The 15,464-nt window shown below is 62.2% G+C and carries 13 protein-coding genes; 7 read left to right on the top strand and 6 right to left on the bottom strand.

Going from position 1 to position 15,464, the window contains the following annotated elements:
- The 4 genes from ACXJKO_RS23365 to ACXJKO_RS23350 all read left to right on the top strand — a co-directional run.
- Positions 1–306, top strand: a 306-nt coding sequence (locus ACXJKO_RS23365; RefSeq protein ID WP_457093471.1) for an aminotransferase class IV, incomplete at its 5' end; no start/stop codon positions are given.
- 104 nt (positions 307–410) lie between these two features.
- Positions 411–1,757 carry an esterase-like activity of phytase family protein gene (locus tag ACXJKO_RS23360; protein WP_457093470.1) on the top strand — a complete coding sequence of 449 codons (1,347 nt, stop codon included), beginning with the start codon at positions 411–413 and terminating at the stop codon, positions 1,755–1,757.
- Between the two features lie 215 nt (positions 1,758–1,972).
- Positions 1,973–2,692, top strand: coding sequence for a DUF1194 domain-containing protein (locus ACXJKO_RS23355; protein ID WP_457093469.1), 720 nt, complete (start codon positions 1,973–1,975; stop codon positions 2,690–2,692).
- A gap of 59 nt (positions 2,693–2,751) precedes the next feature.
- Positions 2,752–3,924 carry an adenylate/guanylate cyclase domain-containing protein gene (locus ACXJKO_RS23350; protein ID WP_457093468.1) on the top strand — a complete coding sequence of 391 codons (1,173 nt, stop codon included), beginning with the start codon at positions 2,752–2,754 and terminating at the stop codon, positions 3,922–3,924.
- Here ACXJKO_RS23350 and murJ read toward each other — a convergent pair.
- Together murJ and ACXJKO_RS23340 are read right to left on the bottom strand one after the other, a co-directional pair.
- Complete coding sequence (gene murJ / locus ACXJKO_RS23345) at positions 3,905–5,431, bottom strand: murein biosynthesis integral membrane protein MurJ (RefSeq protein ID WP_457093467.1); 1,527 nt, start codon at positions 5,429–5,431, stop codon at positions 3,905–3,907. The genes ACXJKO_RS23350 and murJ overlap by 20 nt on opposite strands.
- Positions 5,432–5,434: 3 nt before the next feature.
- Positions 5,435–6,421, bottom strand: coding sequence for a glycosyltransferase family 2 protein (locus ACXJKO_RS23340; RefSeq protein ID WP_457093466.1), 987 nt, complete (start codon positions 6,419–6,421; stop codon positions 5,435–5,437).
- A gap of 94 nt (positions 6,422–6,515) precedes the next feature.
- On the opposite strand from ACXJKO_RS23340, the gene ACXJKO_RS23335 reads away from it, so the two are divergent.
- Complete coding sequence (locus tag ACXJKO_RS23335) at positions 6,516–7,361, top strand: ChbG/HpnK family deacetylase (protein WP_457093465.1); 846 nt, start codon at positions 6,516–6,518, stop codon at positions 7,359–7,361.
- A gap of 113 nt (positions 7,362–7,474) precedes the next feature.
- Here the strand turns inward: ACXJKO_RS23335 and ACXJKO_RS23330 are convergent, their stop codons facing one another.
- A complete protein-coding gene (locus tag ACXJKO_RS23330; RefSeq protein WP_457093464.1) occupies positions 7,475–8,074 on the bottom strand; it encodes a superoxide dismutase in 600 nt (199 codons plus the stop codon).
- 172 nt (positions 8,075–8,246) lie between these two features.
- Between ACXJKO_RS23330 and ACXJKO_RS23325 the strand changes: the two genes are divergently transcribed.
- Entirely contained in the window at positions 8,247–9,191 is a 945-nt protein-coding gene (locus ACXJKO_RS23325) for a hypothetical protein (RefSeq protein ID WP_457093463.1), read from the top strand.
- Here the strand turns inward: ACXJKO_RS23325 and ACXJKO_RS23320 are convergent.
- From ACXJKO_RS23320 to ACXJKO_RS23310, 3 genes are read right to left on the bottom strand one after another with little or no spacing between them, the layout of a single operon-like run.
- On the bottom strand, positions 9,184–9,738 hold the full coding sequence (locus tag ACXJKO_RS23320; protein WP_457093462.1) for a hydrolase: 555 nt from the start codon (positions 9,736–9,738) through the stop codon (positions 9,184–9,186). The genes ACXJKO_RS23325 and ACXJKO_RS23320 overlap by 8 nt on opposite strands.
- 6 nt (positions 9,739–9,744) lie before the next feature.
- A complete protein-coding gene (locus tag ACXJKO_RS23315; protein WP_457093461.1) occupies positions 9,745–12,147 on the bottom strand; it encodes a PAS domain-containing protein in 2,403 nt (800 codons plus the stop codon).
- Positions 12,148–12,169: 22 nt separating this feature from the next.
- Entirely contained in the window at positions 12,170–14,281 is a 2,112-nt protein-coding gene (locus ACXJKO_RS23310; RefSeq protein WP_457093460.1) for a S9 family peptidase, read from the bottom strand.
- Between the two features lie 441 nt (positions 14,282–14,722).
- On the opposite strand from ACXJKO_RS23310, the gene ACXJKO_RS23305 reads away from it, so the two are divergent.
- Positions 14,723–15,151, top strand: coding sequence for a MucR family transcriptional regulator (locus tag ACXJKO_RS23305; RefSeq protein ID WP_457093459.1), 429 nt, complete (start codon positions 14,723–14,725; stop codon positions 15,149–15,151).
- Positions 15,152–15,464: the final 313 nt, after the last annotated feature.

The raw sequence follows: 15,464 nt of genomic DNA, 5'->3' as shown, positions 1-15,464 counted from the left end.
AACGTGTTCATGGCCAAGGGCGGCGTGGTCTATACGCCGTTCCCGAACGGCACATTCCTCAATGGCATCACCCGCCAGCGCGTGATCCAGCTCCTGCGCGACGACGGCGTCACGGTGGTCGAGGGGACGCTGAGCTACGACGATTTCGCGAATGCCGATGAGATCTTCATCTCCGGCAATTATTCCAAGGTCATGCCGGTCCTTCGCATCGACAGCCGCGACCTCCAGCCGGGTCCGCTGTATCGCCGTGCCCGCGAACTCTACTGGGCCTTCGCCCATGGCAAGGTTGGCAGCAAAGCGGCTTGATCTGAAGTTCTCTAGCGTTACAGAGCTGTCACCGATCTGTTAACGGGCAGACATCGTGCTTCTTCAAGAGATTCCTCGCTTGAGGAAACATCGAGAGGATTACGATGTCTGTTCGTCTACTTGCGGCCCTGCCGCTCACGATTTTGCTCGCGACCCAGGCTGTCGCTCAGCAGCAATTTCCCGCCGTTCTCGCCGGCCATGCGGTGCTGCCGGCGCAGAGCCTGGTCGAGGCTCCCGCGGACGCCCCCGCCGATCTCAAGGTTTCGGGCAAGTTCACCACAGGCAAGCGCGTCGAGGCTCTCGGCACCGTCGAGGGCACCTCGGGTGACCGCCCGACCGGCGTCAAGCTGCCCTTCAAGGGGCAGCCGCTCCAGGGTCATTCCGGCATCAAATCCATGGGCGACGGAACCTTCTGGGTTCTGACCGACAACGGCTTCGGTTCGAGGGCGACGTCGCCTGATTCCATGCTCTATCTCAACCGCTACCGGATGGATTGGGCAAACGGTTCGGTGGAGCGTCTGGAGACCACTTTCCTGCACGACCCGGACAAGAAAATTCCGTTCCGCATCGCCAACGAAGCTACAGAGGAGCGGTATCTGACGGGTTCCGATTTCGATCTCGAGAGCTTCCAGCTCATCGGCGACAAGATCTGGATTGCGGAGGAATTTGGTCCCTTCCTGATCAAGGCCGACCGCTCCGGCAAGGTCGAGGCTGTGTTCGAGACAATGATCGACGGCAAGCCCGCCCGTTCCCCGGATCATTATGCCGTGACGACGCCCGCCGTGCCGACTGGCCCGGTGAACTTCAACGTGCGCCGGTCCAAGGGTTATGAGGGCATGGCTGCCTCGAAAGACGGCAAGTTCCTCTATGCTCTTCTCGAAGGCCCGGTCTGGGATGCCGAGAAGAAGCAGTGGGAGTCCGTCGACGGCCGTGAATATCTGCGCATCCTCGAATTCGATGTGGCCAACGAGAAGTGGACCGGCCGTCACTGGAAATATGTGCTCGAACAGAACGGTCTCGCCATCGGCGACTTCAACATGATCGACGGCACGACCGGCCTCATCATCGAGCGCGACAACGGCGAAGGCACAGCCGACAAGGCCTGTCCTCAGGGTGTGAAGCGTCCCGACTGCTTCCAGGATGTGGCGAAGTTCAAGCGCATCGTCAAAATTGAGCTGTCGGATGCCAATGTGAACGGCCCTGTGCGCAAGATCGGCTATATCGACCTGATGCAGATCGCCGATCCGAACAAGAAAGCACGCAAGCCCCTCAACGATACGGTGCTGACCTTCCCGTTCTTCACCATCGAGAACGTGGACCTTGTCGACGACAGGCACATCATCGTCGGTAACGACAACAACCTGCCGTTCTCTTCCAGCCGCGAGCCGAACAAGCAGGACGACAACGAATTCGTCCTGCTGGAGGTCTCCGATCTCCTGAAGGCCCGCTAATTTAGCGTGGACTTCTGCATGGGCCGGTTCWGACCGGCCCATGCCGTGCATTGTCATCCCGGACGGCGTCAGCCGATCCGGGATCGCGCACAGGATGGAGCGCGTCCCGGAATGACAACAGGGGGCCTCTACAAACTTGTGATCGGCCGGTAGGGCTATCTCTCCTTCATAATGCCCTAAATGCCTCCAGCATTGTGCGCAAGCTGGAGCCCGCGATGCGCCTGATCCTGACAAGCCTTCTCGCTTTAAGCCTTCTGACGGCAGTCGCGCGGGCGGAATCCGTCGATCTCGAACTTGTCTTCGCGGCGGATGGGTCGGGGTCCATCGACAGCGACGAGCTGCGCCTCCAGCGCAAGGGCTGGGCGGATGCGCTCACGAGCCAGGAAGTCCTTGCAGGCATCGGGGACGGGCCCATGGGCGCCATCGCGGTGGCGTATATGGAATGGGGCGGGCCGAGCTCCCAGGTGCTCATCGTGGATTGGCACGTGATCCGCGACGAGGCGAGCGCAAGAGTGTTCGCCGACAAGCTGATGAGCGCGCCACGGGGCGCCAGCGGCTACAACTCGATTTCCAACGCCATCGACTTTTCGGTGAAGCTTGTCGAGAACAACGCCCATGACGGCACCCGCAAGGTAATCGACGTGTCGGGCGACGGACCCAACATGAACGGGCGCTCGCTCGAAAGCGCGCGGGCAGATGCCCTGGCCAAAGGCTTCACGATCAACGCGCTCGCCATCCGTCGCCCCGGCAGCGGCCGCCCAGGCGGGCCGGGCGGCATGCCGCTCGAGGATTATTACGGGCAGAACGTCATCGGGGGCGCGGGCGCCTTCGTGGAGATCGCGGATGAGACGCGGCCTTTCGCATTGGCTACAAGGCGCAAGCTTCTGACGGAGATCGCGGGAACGGGCGGCACGACCCGGCATGCGAGCCGCTGACGCCGCCAAACCTTGTCAGAGAAGCCGAATCGAGGCCTCATGCCGCGGGTGTGATGACCATGGCGAATCTCGAAGACTGGATTGTCGAACAGGGGCTGCGCGGACCCGACATGGTCTCGCTGCTCTCAGGCTTCGTCGAAAGGCTGACTGCGGAAGGCGTGCCCCTGGCCCGGGCCTATATCGCCCTGCCGACCGTCAATCCGACGATCCGCGCCTATACCCATGCCTGGACCCGGACGGGCGGCATGATGGTCGAGGGCGTCTCCCATGAGCGCAATGCGGAGGCCTTCGAGCTTAGCCCCTTCGCGCATATGATGCGTATGGACGAGGAGCGCGCCTATTGGAGGGTCGATGGCCCCGATGCGCAAAGGTTCGGCGTCTTCGAGGATGTCCGGCAGGCAGGCGGGGTGGATTACCTTGCGCGCCTTTTCAGCTTCGACAATGCGAGCGCGCCGGACCTGCGCGGCGTTGCCTTCGCATTGTCAACCCACCGTCCCGAAGGCTTTCTGCCGGATGAGATCGCGCGCATCGATATGCTCCTGCCGCTCATGGGGTTGGCTGCCTATCGCATGACCCTGCTCGACCTCACGGTGGGGATGCTGGATACGTATGTCGGGTTCTCCGCCGGGCGGCGTGTTCTCAGCGGCGAAATCCGGCGCGGGTTCGGCACCACCATCAAGGCCGCTCTGCTCTTTTCCGATCTGCGGGGTTTCACGACGCTCGCCGACACCGCCGGCATGGACCTGATCGCCCGGCTCGACCGGCATCTCGAAGCCATGGCCGATCCCGTGGCGGAGGAGGGCGGCGAGGTGCTCAAGTTCATGGGCGATGGATTGCTCGCGGCCTTCGCGATCACGGAAGAACGCTCGCAGGAGCAGGCCTGCGCCGCCGCCATCCGCGCGGCGCAGGCGGCGCTGGAACGCAACGACGCCGTCAACCGATTGGAGGAGACACCGCTCAGCCTCGACATCGCTCTCCATTGCGGAGACGTGTTCTACGGCAATATCGGAGCGGCGGGACGCCTCGACTTCACGGTCATCGGACCCGCCGTGAATGAGACGAGCCGTATGGAGGCGCTCTGCGGCATCCTCGATAGCTCGGTCATCATGTCAGGGAGCGTTGCGGCGTCGAGCCCGGTTCCCGTTCGCTCCCTCGGCCATCACCGACTGCGCGGCATCGCGGCGGAGCGGGAGCTTTTTACGTTCGCGCCGGTCAGCGCCGCGCGAGCCTGATCCCCATCGCCTTCATGCCCGCAAGCAGAACGCCGCCATAGATCAGCGCGCCGATGGCGCCGAGAATGCCGAGCGTGATCTCGTTGCGCCACACTGGAAGAGACGCGGTCCAACCTGCTACGGGCGTCGGTGCGAACCAGGCGAAGGCCGCGAGAAGCAGGCTCGCAGCAGTGACGACAAGGGTGGTCCTGCCGAGTGCACGGTTCGGCGCGGTCCATCCACGGCGATAGGCGAGCACGAAGAGCAGGATCAGGTTGACCCACACGCCGATGGCCGTGCCGATCGCGAGACCCACCACACCGTAGGTTCCCATGAGCATGATCTTCAAGACGATGTTGACGCCAACCGCCGTGAGCGAGGCGATCAGCGGTGTTGCGGTATCGGAGCGGGCATAGAAGCTGGAGACCGCGGAGCGGATCAGCACTGCGGCGGGGAGGCCAAAGCCGTATGCGGCGAGCACCGCGCCCGCGCGCTGCGCCGCTTCGGCGCTAAAGGCGCCGCGCTGGAAGAGGGCGGACATGATGAGGTCCGGCATCGTCATGAACGCCACGAAGAAGGGCGCGGCGAGAGCCAGCGTCAGACCGATGGTGCGGTTTTGCGCGGCATAGGCGCTTGCGGCGTCGCCGGCGGCGATCCGGCGGCTCATCTCGGGCAGAAGCACAGTGCCTGCGGCGATGCCGATCACGCCGAGAGGAAGCTGATAAAGCCGGTCGGCATAATAGAGCGAGGAGACAGCGCCGGTCGGCAGGAACGAGGCGATGATCGTATCCGCGAAGATGGCAAGCTGCACGCCAGCGGAGCCGATCACGGCAGGGCCGAGAGCCTTGAAGAAAGTCTTCATCGGCCGGTCCATGCGCGGACGTTCGATGGTGGGAGATGCGACGAGCTTTCGCGTATCCCACCACACAAGCATGAGCTGCAAGATGCCGGAGATCGTCACACCCCAGGCGGCGGCATAGCCTGCATTCGGGAACAGGAACACGACAGCGAGCGCCGCAATCATCGCTACGTTCAGAAGAACGGGCGCAGCCGCTGCGGCCCAGAACCGGTCATGCGCATTCAGGATGGCCGAATAGATCGTGACGACCGTGATCAGCAGGAGATAGGGAAACGTGATGCGTGTCAGCGAGACGGCGAGATCGAATTTCGCGGGATCCTCCGCAAAGCCCGGAGCCAGAAGCCTGACGATGCCAGGCATGGCGAGGAAAGCCACGATGAGCAGCGCGATCTGCACGATCAGCATCAATGTCGTGATGCGCCCGGCGAAGGATTTGGCAGCCTTTTCTCCGTCCGCTTCGAGCACCTGCGCATAGGTGGGAAGGAAGGCGTTGTTGAACGCGCCTTCGCCGAAGATGGCGCGGAAATGGTTGGGAATGCGGAACGCGACGAAGAACGCGTCCGCGATCGGCCCGACGCCCATGACGGCGGCGATCACCACGTCCCGCGCGAAGCCGGTCAGGCGCGACAGCAGCGTCCAGCCGCCGACGGAAAGAATTTTTCTGAACATGGATCAGGCCCGGCGCAGAGGGTAGTTGTCGGGAACGAGGCCGGTCGAGACCTCCGCTGCGTTGCCGATGCGCTCCGCGACCACATAGAGCGGACGCCGCTTCACCTCGGCGAAAATGCGGCCCACATATTCGCCGATGATGCCGAGCGACATGAGCTGGATGCCGGAGAAAAACATGATCGACACGATCAGGCTCGGGAAGCCCGGCAGGTCGGTGCCGAAAAGCATCGTCCTGATCATGAAGAAGATGGCGGCTGTGATCGACAGGAACGAAATCAGGAAGCCGAGATAGGTCCAGATGCGCAGGGGCACCGTCGAGAACGCGGCGATGCCGTCGAAGGCGAAGCGGAAGAGTGTGCGGAAGCTCCATTTGGAGGCGCCGTACCGGCGCTCCTCGACCACGAAAGGCACGCCCGTGCCCTTGAAGCCGATCCAGGCATAAAGGCCCTTCGAGAACCGGGCCTTCTCGCCCAACGTCCGCAGAACATCGACGCCACGGCGGTCGATGAGCCGGAAATCGCCCGCGCCTTCCGGCAGGCTGATTTCGCCGAAGCGCGAGAAGAGGCGGTAGAACAGATGGGCGAAGCCGCGCTTGACCCGCGTCTCGTCCGAGCGGTCGGTGCGCTGGCCGTAGACCATGTCGTAGCCCTCCTGCCAGCGCGCGACGAAGGCCTCGATCATCTCCGGCGGGTGCTGGAGGTCGGCATCCATGATCACCACCGCGTCGCCCCTGGCATGGTCGAGGCCGGCGGCGATGGCGATCTCCTTGCCGAAATTGCGGCTGAAGGAAACGGCCCCGAAGCGGGGATCCTCGCGGCTCACGCGCCTGACGATCTCCAGGGTATCGTCGCGGCTCCCGTCATCGACGAAGATGACCTCCCAGGACAGGCCGATCCCGTCCAGCACCGGCACCAGGCGCGCGCGCAGGGGCGCGATGCTGGCGCTCTCGTTATGAACCGGGATGATCACACTCAATTTCGGCGACGCCACGGACAAAACCCTTTGTTGTCGAGGGCATCAAGAGCCGAGTTTGCAACTTTCCTCAAGAGCTTTAGCGTGCGGCAAAGCTGATTTGGTGAGTTGAATGAGACCTTTCCGTAACGTCGTTCTTTGCGCCGACGATTTCGGCCTCAGCGACGGCGTAAGCCGAGGCATCGTGGAATTGGCCCAAATGGGCCGCCTTTCCGCCACCGGGGCCATGACGAATATGCCTGGCTGGAAGCGGAACGCTGCCGAGCTGCCGCCCCTGAAGGAGCGGATCGGGATCGGCCTGCATCTCAACCTCACGACTGGAGTGCCGTTGGGGCAAATGCCGCATGTGGCTCCATCGGGCACTTTTCCGGCCCTGGGTGAGATTTTGGGGAAGGCGTTGAGAGGCGCGCTTCCTCAAGAGGAAGTCGCACAGGAGATCCGACGTCAGCTCGATGCGTTCGAGGATGGCTTTGGCGTGGCCCCGACCTTCGTCGATGGCCACCAGCATGTCCATGTGCTGCCGGTCGTGCGGCAGGCGCTCATGCGTTTGCTGGAGGAGCGGGGATATGCCAGTCGTCTTTGGCTCCGCGATCCCCGTGACAGGCTTTCCTCGATCCTTCGCCGCCCGGTCGGGCGGGGCAAGGCGCTGATCGTGAATGCCCTCGCGTCCGGCTTCGCCGCGAAGGCGAGGGCATCGGGCTTTCGCACGAATGACGGGTTTTCAGGATTTGCCCCGTTCGATCTCTCGGTTTCACCGGAACGCATTTTTGCGACGGCTTTCTCCACACTGGGGCCAGCGCCAGTTGTGATGTGCCATCCGGGCTATGTGGACGATGAACTGCGCGGACTCGATCCCGCCATCGAGAGCCGGGTGAAGGAGCTTGAGTATCTGAGGTCCGACGCCTTCGGCACATTGCTGGAGGAGCGGGGCATTATGCTCGTTCCGGGAATCGTTTGAGAGGCCCCCCTCGTCATTCCCTCCGCCGACTCTCCGGCCGGGAATGACACCAGCGTCCCCCAAAACAAAACGGGCCTCCGAAGAGGCCCGCCTGAACTTATATCGATGCCGCTTTATTTCGTTGCGGTTTCGAACATTTCCTCGACGTGTTCCCAGTTCACGAGGTTTTCCAGGAACGCCTTGAGGTAATCGGGACGGCGGTTGCGGTAGTCGATGTAATAGGAGTGCTCCCACACGTCGACGCCGAGGATCGGCTCTGCGCCGTGGACGAGCGGGTTCTCGCCGTTGGGGGTCTTCATGATCGCGAGCTTGCCATCTTTCACGGCAAGCCAGGCCCAGCCGGAGCCGAACTGGCCGACGCCCGCCTGGATGAAGTCTTCCTTGAACTTCTCGACGGAGCCGAGATCTTCGACGATCTTCTTCTCGAGCTTGCCGGGAAGCGCACCGCCACCATTGGGCTTCATCCACTTCCAGAAGTGGATGTGGTTGTAATGCTGGCCCGCATTGTTGAAGAGGGCCTGGTTCTTGCCGTAAGAGGCTTTCACGACCTCCTCGACGCTCTTGCCTTCGAATTCCGTGCCTTTCAGCAGGTTGTTGCCGGTGTTGACATAAGCAGCGTGGTGCTTGTCGTGGTGAAACTCGAGGGTTTCCTTCGACATGTACGGCTGCAGCGCATCGTAAGCATAAGGCAGTTCGGGCAGGGTGAACGACATCGGCGTCTCCTTCAGATTGAGCGACCTGAGGCTTAGTTAAAGCGCCGAGTGCCCAAGAGCAACGGCCAAGCTGCGGACTTTTTTCTGCTCAAGCTTTCCAGCGGGTTGCCTTTCGCCTATAGAGGCATAGCTTTGCCTTGGAAAAATATGGTTTGCGTATGATGGAGATGACATGATCATCGCTCTTATGGCCCTCGCTTTTGCGATGATCCTCGGCGGATTACTGTCCGCTTTCTTCGGGTGGGACATTGTTCTGATAGAACGTGGCTGGACGATGGTGATCGCCGGCAGCATTTCTGCCGCGAGCGGCGCGCTATTACTTGGCGTCACGGCTGTGGTGTCCAAGCTTTCCCAGATCCAATCGGAAATCGCCCGCCTGCAACTCAGCCTCGATGAGGAAGCTGCCGTCGAGGCGCCTGTCGGCCCAACCGGAATGTCCATGGCTGCGCTCTCGGGCGGATTGCTCGCCGGCGAGATGTTCGGCCGCGGCGAGGCCAAGGAGCCGATTGAGGACAAGAAGGACCTGCCGCTCTTCGATGACGAGACGAAGACCGAGGCTGTCGAAGTCGCGAAATACCCCAAAGAGCCTGCGCCGTCGCGGCCCATCGAGCCCTTCATGCCGTTCCCGCCCAGAACAGCCCCTGACGCTTCGGCTTCCGATGAGGACACATCCGAGGTGAAGGTGCCCGATTTCCTCCTCGGCGACAGGCTGCGCGACACTTACGAGGAATCCCGCACCTCGGCCGTGGACGAGAGCCTCTTTGTCGAAGAAACGGAAAAGCCGGTCGAGGAGAAGCGCGTTGAGGAAGAGCGCGACGATATTCTCGATATCGTGACGGAGCCCGCTCCGGTTGCAGAACCCGAGCGCGAGCCCGAACCTGTCGAGGAAGCTGTTGCTGACGAGCCCGTTCCCGCAGAGGAAGAACAGGCCCCGGCGGAGCCCCGTTCGGCCACGATCATCGGCACCTACAATTCCGGCGACAACACCTACGTGATGTTCTCGGACGGCTCCATCGAGGCGCAGACGCCGAGCGGCATCTTCCACTTCCAGTCTCTCGACGAGTTGAAAGCCTTCATCGCCTCGGGCGGCGAGGGCAGCGGGACCGCCGTTACTTGATCAGGGGCGACAGGGCGCGGAAATCATCCGTCGCGGCCCGCTCCATCCATTCGAACACAACCATCTCCGTCGTGACCCAGTGACAGCCTGCGTGGAGCAATCGCGCGCAGGCTGCATTCACGCTGTGCTGTGAGCGGCTCGAAACCGCGTCCGCGACGACGAAGATGTTGAAGCCCGCATTCCTGAACGCGAGCGCGGTCTGCAACACGCAGACATGAGCCTCCGCGCCGCAGATCACGAGCTGATCGCGTCCCTCGCCACGCAAAGCAGCAATGCGTTCCGCAATCGCCGCATCGCCGGCAGCGGAGAACGTGGTCTTGGAGAAAACGACAGCCTCGGGAGGCAGCGCTTCCAGCACGGATTCCACCGTCGTGCCGAGACCTTTGGGATATTGCTCCGTCACGGTCACAGGCACGCCAAGCCTGCCCGCGGCTTTGAGCAGAATGCCCGCATTGGCGAGAACCTGATCCGCATCCGCAATCGCAGGCATGAGACGCGCCTGCACATCGACGACGATGAACTGGGATCGTTGCGCGCTTAGCAGCATGGCAACCTACTTGTCCGGATTGAAGAGGGGTGGGTCGCCGGGGATGGGCATCACCATGGTGAAGTTCAGGCCGTCCTCCTGAAAATCCATGTGCACCTGCGCCTGCAGCTGCGTCGTCAGCACCCGCTGCAGCAGCCGCGAGCCGAAGCCCTGGCGTGCCGGCGAGGTCACCCGCGGGCCGCCGTTCTCGCGCCACGAGAAATGCAGCATCGGCCGCTCCGCCCCCGGCTCGATGCGCCAGCGCACCTCGACCTGCCCGCCGAAGGTGGAGAGCGCACCGTGCTTGGCGGCGTTGGTGGTCAGCTCATGGATCGCCATGCCGATCGGCACCGCAGCCTCCGAGGGCAGCTCGAGATGCGGCCCCTCGACGATGATGCGGTTGCGCGCCTCGTCCTCGTACGGCCCGAGCTCCGTCTGCACGAGTTCTTCCAGCGCCGCCTTCTGCCACAGGTCCTCGGTGAGCAGGTTGTGTGTGCGGGCGAGAGAGACGATGCGGCCGACGAAGCCCTGGTAGAACTCGTCGATGCTGTTGGCGGTGCGCGCCGTCGAGCCGACGATGGCCTGCACGGTGGCGAGCGTGTTCTTGACGCGGTGGTGCAGCTCGCGGATCAGCAGCTGCTGGCGCTCCTCGGCATGCTTGCGGTCGGTGATGTCCTGGATCACGCCGGCCATGCCCGAGCGCGTGCCGTCGGGATCGTAGGTGCCCTGACCCTGCGCTGCGACCCACACCTGCACCTTGTCGCTGAAACGCCTGATGCGGAATTCGATGTTGAAGAGCGTGCGGGCCTGGATCGCCTTGTCGAGTGCGGACAGGACGCGAGGAAGATCGGCAGGATGCGTGGCGTCACGCAGCTGCGTTCGCGTAAACGGCGAGCCGTGAGGGAGGCCGAAGATCTCGCAGGCCCGGTCGGAGAGGGCGACGTCATCCGTGAGGTAGTCGAGGCGCCAATCGCCCATCCGGGCGGCCTGGAGGGCGAGGCGCAGCTGCTGCTCGCTGTTGCGAAGCGCTTCTTCCGTCACCTTGAGGTCGTGGATGTCGACGCTGGTGCCGACCCAGCCCTTGAACTCGCCATCGGCGCCGTAGGCCGGCTCGCCTTGAATGAGGTGCCAGCGGTATTCGCCTTCGGCCGAGCGGTAGCGGGCCTCGGTCGCGTAGGGCGTATGATTGCTCACGACGTCCTTGAGCTCTTCGGTCATCCGCTCCCAATCCTCGGGATGGATGGCGCGTGTCCAGCTATGGCCTAACGCTTCATCCGGCGAGAGCCCTGAATACTTCACCCAACGCTCGTTTGTGTAGGTAAGCTCCGTATTGGGATTGAGGATCCACACGAGCGCCGGCAGGGACTCGGCAATGATGTTGAAGCGTGCTTCGGTTTCGCGCAGCTGTCGCTGGGCTCTGGCCTTTTCAACCGCAACCCAGGTGCGTTCCGCCACATCCTCAATGAGAGCGATCTCGTCACCCGTCCACACACGAGGCTGCGAAGATCCAAGATGGGTGAATGCAATCAGCTTGCCATTCCTCATGATCGGAGCGTTGACATTCGTCCTGGTCTGATTGGCTGTCGCATACATCTCCTGCATATGCGGGTCGCTCACTCTCGGATCAGTCTTCGTGTCGTTGATGATGATAGTTTTTCCTGATGAAATATCCTTGATATCCTTTGGCAGGTTATCAATCGGCTCAACAAATCCTTCGTCGCTGATAATGCTCTTCGACCATTGCATGATCACAACAGTAAGGCCTTGATCTTCGAAAACCTCGCTGAAGCCTGCGTAGTCGACATTAAGAAATTTAGCGAGATTCCCCGCAGCAATCTCCATGATCTGAGCGGGATCGTCGAAGTTACCGATCTGGTCGTTGAGATCCAGCAGGAATTCCTGACGACGCTGGGCACGGTTGGCCTCTTCTCTTGCCCTTTCGCGATCCGCCACATCCTGCATCACGCCCATCAGACGCACGGGCTTGTCGTCTTCATAAACGGCGCCGCCCCGCATCAGGACACGCCCAACGCGGCCATCGGGGCGCATCACGCGATGCTCGATTTGGAAGTCCGTTTTCGTCCGCAACGCATAGGAAATCGCCTGGTTGATGCGTTCTACGTCACCAGGATGAAACATCCCCTGGAAGTCGTCGTAGGTGAGGGTGGCGTCCAGGGGGAGCCCGAGATTGGCCTTGAAGTTCGGCGTTCCCGTCATGGCGCCGGATGCGATGTCGCGTTCCCAAGAACCGAGCTTGCCGATGTCGAGCGCCATCCGAAGCTTGCCGTTGCTCAGGCGCAGCGTCTGGTCCATGTCGCGCAGCTGCTGTTCGAGTTCGGCAACGCGCTGCTGGTCGCTTTTACGCGGCTTGTCCTCCTTGTTGAGAGGAACGACATCTTCCGCAATCGGTACACTACCGCGTTTGGTCATCGAGACGTACTCTCAAAGGCCTTCAGCCCTGAAACCCATTGATGCTCTTGATGGCAAAGGCATAGGCCAGGGCCACCTCCTCCAATCGGTCGAAACGCCCCGCCGCGCCGCCATGGCCTGCGTCCATGTTGAGCCGCAGCAGGATCGGGCCGCCGCCCGTCATGGTCGCCCGAAGCCGCGCCACCCACTTCGCCGGCTCCCAATAAGTCACTCGGGGATCGGTGAGACCTGCAAGAGCCAGAATCGCCGGGTAGGCTTGCGGCTTAATGTTATCATAGGGCGAGTAGGACAAAATGGTACGGAAGGCAGCCTCGTCCGCCGCCGGGTTGCCCCATTCAGGCCATTCCGGCGGGGTGAGGGGCAGCTCCGCGTCGAGCATCGTGTTGAGCACGTCCACGAACGGCACCTCGGCGATGATGCCTGCGAACAGGTCCGGCGCCATGTTGGCGACTGCCCCCATGAGCATGCCGCCCGCGCTGCCGCCATGGGCAACAATGCGCCCGCGCGAGGTATAGCCCGCCTTCACGAGCGCCTCGCCCGAGGCGATAAAATCCTTGAAGGTGTTGGTCTTCTTTTCGCGCTTGCCGTCGAGATACCAGCGCCAGCCCTTCTCCGTGCCGCCGCGGATATGGGCGATGGCATAGACGAAACCTCTGTCGACCAGGGAGAGAATGCCGGTGGAGAACCGCGCCGGCATGGACATGCCGTAGGAGCCGTAGCCGTAGAGCAGGCATGGCGCGCTGCCGTCGAGGGTGACATCCTTCCGGTGCAGGATCGAGATCGGCACCTGCTCCCCGTCCGGTGCGGTGGCGAAGAGGCGGCGGGTGACGTAATCGGCGGGATTGTGACCGCTCGGCACCTCCTGGCGCTTGCGGAGAGTCCGCTCCCCGGTGCGCAGGTTGTAATCCGTCACCTCGCTCGGCGTCGTCATTGACGAGTAATGGTAGCGGATCTCATCCGTGTCGAATTCATAGCCAGGAGTGAAGCCCAGCGAATAGGCCTCCTCGTCGAAAGCGATGGTCGATTCCCGGCCGGTCGCGATCTCGCGCATGACCACACGGGGGCTGGCATTTTCCCGCTCCAGCCGCACCATGTAGCGGGCGAGCGCCACCACGGACAAGATCATGATGCCCGGCCGGTAGGGCACCAGGTCCTTCCAATGGGCGCGGCCGGGGGAGGCCACCGGGGCGATCATGATCTTGAAATCCTCGGCCCCGTCGGCGTTGGTGAGGAGGATCAGGTTCTCGCCGTGGTGCTCCACATCGTATTGCAGCTGGGGCGTGCGGGCCTCCACGAGACGCGGGATGGCGGAGGAATCGTTCCTGTCGAGCAGCCAGACTTCCGAGGTCTCGTGGTCGCTCGCCTCGATCAGCACGAAGGCGTCGGATTGGGTCACGCCGAGCTTCACGAAGAAGCCGGGGTCCTTCTCCTCGTAAATCACCTCGTCCTCGGCGGCCGCGGTGCCGATCCGGTGGCGGCGCACCCGGACGGGACGGTGGTTCTCGTCGAGCTCCACATAATAGAAGGTGGCGCTGTCGTTGAGCCACACGACGCCGCCCGAGGTTTGAGTCACCTCATCGGAGAGTTCGTGACCGGTCTGAAGGTCCCTGACCTTGATCGTGAAGTATTCAGAGCCTTTGACGTCGGCCCCCCAGGCGAGAAGCCGATGATCCGGCGAGTGATCGGCCCCACCGAGATCGAAGAAGGCGTGGCCTTCGGCCTCCTTGTCCCCGTCCAGCATGATCGTCTCAGCCCCGCCCTCGCGGGGCTGGCGGCAGACGAGGGGGTGCTGGCCCCCCTCCCGGTAGCGGGTGAAATAGGCGAAGGGGCCGTCCGGCTGAGGCACGGAGGAATCGTCCTCCTTGATCCGCCCGCGCATCTCGGCGACGAGACGGGCCTGGAACTCCTCGGTGCCCGCGAAAGCCGAGGCCGTATAGGCGTTCTCTTGTTCGAGGCAGGTACGGATGGCCGGGTCGAGGGCGGCGGGGTTTTTGAGCACCTCTTTCCAGTTTTGCGCCTTGAGCCAGGCATAATCATCCCGAATCTGCGCGCCGTGGACCTCGAAGACGTGGGGTCGTGCAGGGGTGACCGGAGCAGCGGGCAGGGGACTGGAAGGCAGGCGCTCGAGCTTCATGAAACCATCCGGAGGGAGTCGGGGTGCAGGGCCGATTATGCACAGATAACTCGGATTTCCCATTCTAGGTTCGAAGGAGGTTTGGGCCGAAAAATCCCTTATGAAGTTCAATGCCTTCGCAAAATCGTCACTTTAGCTGTTTCTTCTGGCCAAAATGATGCGAATTCAATGGTTCACGGTAACGTCACAGATTCGCGCTTCACGTTGGTTAAACCTGGGTTTATTGCAAACGGAAAGTTGATGTGAAGTTCTCCAAAGTTTTCCCTTCGAACATCTTGTCTTCCCGTCAAAATTGACATACGTGAACCGATAAGCGCGATTTCTGTGCATGTACAGTGCGGTTCAAGAACGGGGCAAGCATTGCTTCAGCGATGACTGCTCAAAAGGTGCACTGAATAGCTTTTGAGCTGCTCTTGCGGACCGGAAAGGAAGAAAATCAAAATGAGCGACAATATCGCTGCATCAAACTACATTGAGCTGGCTGCGGACATCGTGTCGGCCTATGTGAGCAATAATTCTGTTCCGTCCAGCGACCTGCCGACTCTGATCAACGAAGTCCATGGCGCGCTTCTGCGCGTCGGCGGCGGCACCGTCGAGGCTCCGGTCGAGGCTCCCAAGCCCGCCGTTCCCGTGAAGAAGTCGGTTACTCCGGATTACATCGTCTGCTTGGAAGACGGAAAGAAGTTCAAGTCGCTGAAGCGCCACCTGCGCACGCAGTACAACATGACCCCCGAGCAGTATCGCGAAAAGTGGGCACTGCCGGTCGATTATCCGATGGTCGCCCCGAACTATGCCAAGGCTCGTTCCGAACTCGCGAAGGAAATGGGCCTCGGCCAGCAGCGCCGCAAGCGCCGTTCCACGCGCGGCTAAGCCGGCTTTTACCGCGAAAGAAATCAGCCGCCCTTCGGGGCGGCTTTTTCGTTTTGAGGGGCTGGCCAGAAAGGCATGGGCCTTCGCGCAAGGACGAGGAGAATCGTGTCTCCCTCGCCGCGATGGCCGGGCTTGTCCCGGCCGTTCCGATCGGACGAGCGCGGCGGTTCATCCATCGGGATCACCGGCACAGGGCCGGTGATGACGGGAGAGGGTGTCTCTCTACAGGGTGGTCATCCCGGACGGTGCAGCCGATCCGGGATCGTGCGCAGGATGAAACGCGGGCTTCCCTCCCCCTTGCGGGGAGGGGCAG

Source organism: Microvirga sp. P5_D2, from assembly GCF_054049475.1.
The sequence above is the reverse complement of the archived record's forward strand: the minus strand, read 5'-3'. Positions and strand labels throughout refer to the sequence as shown.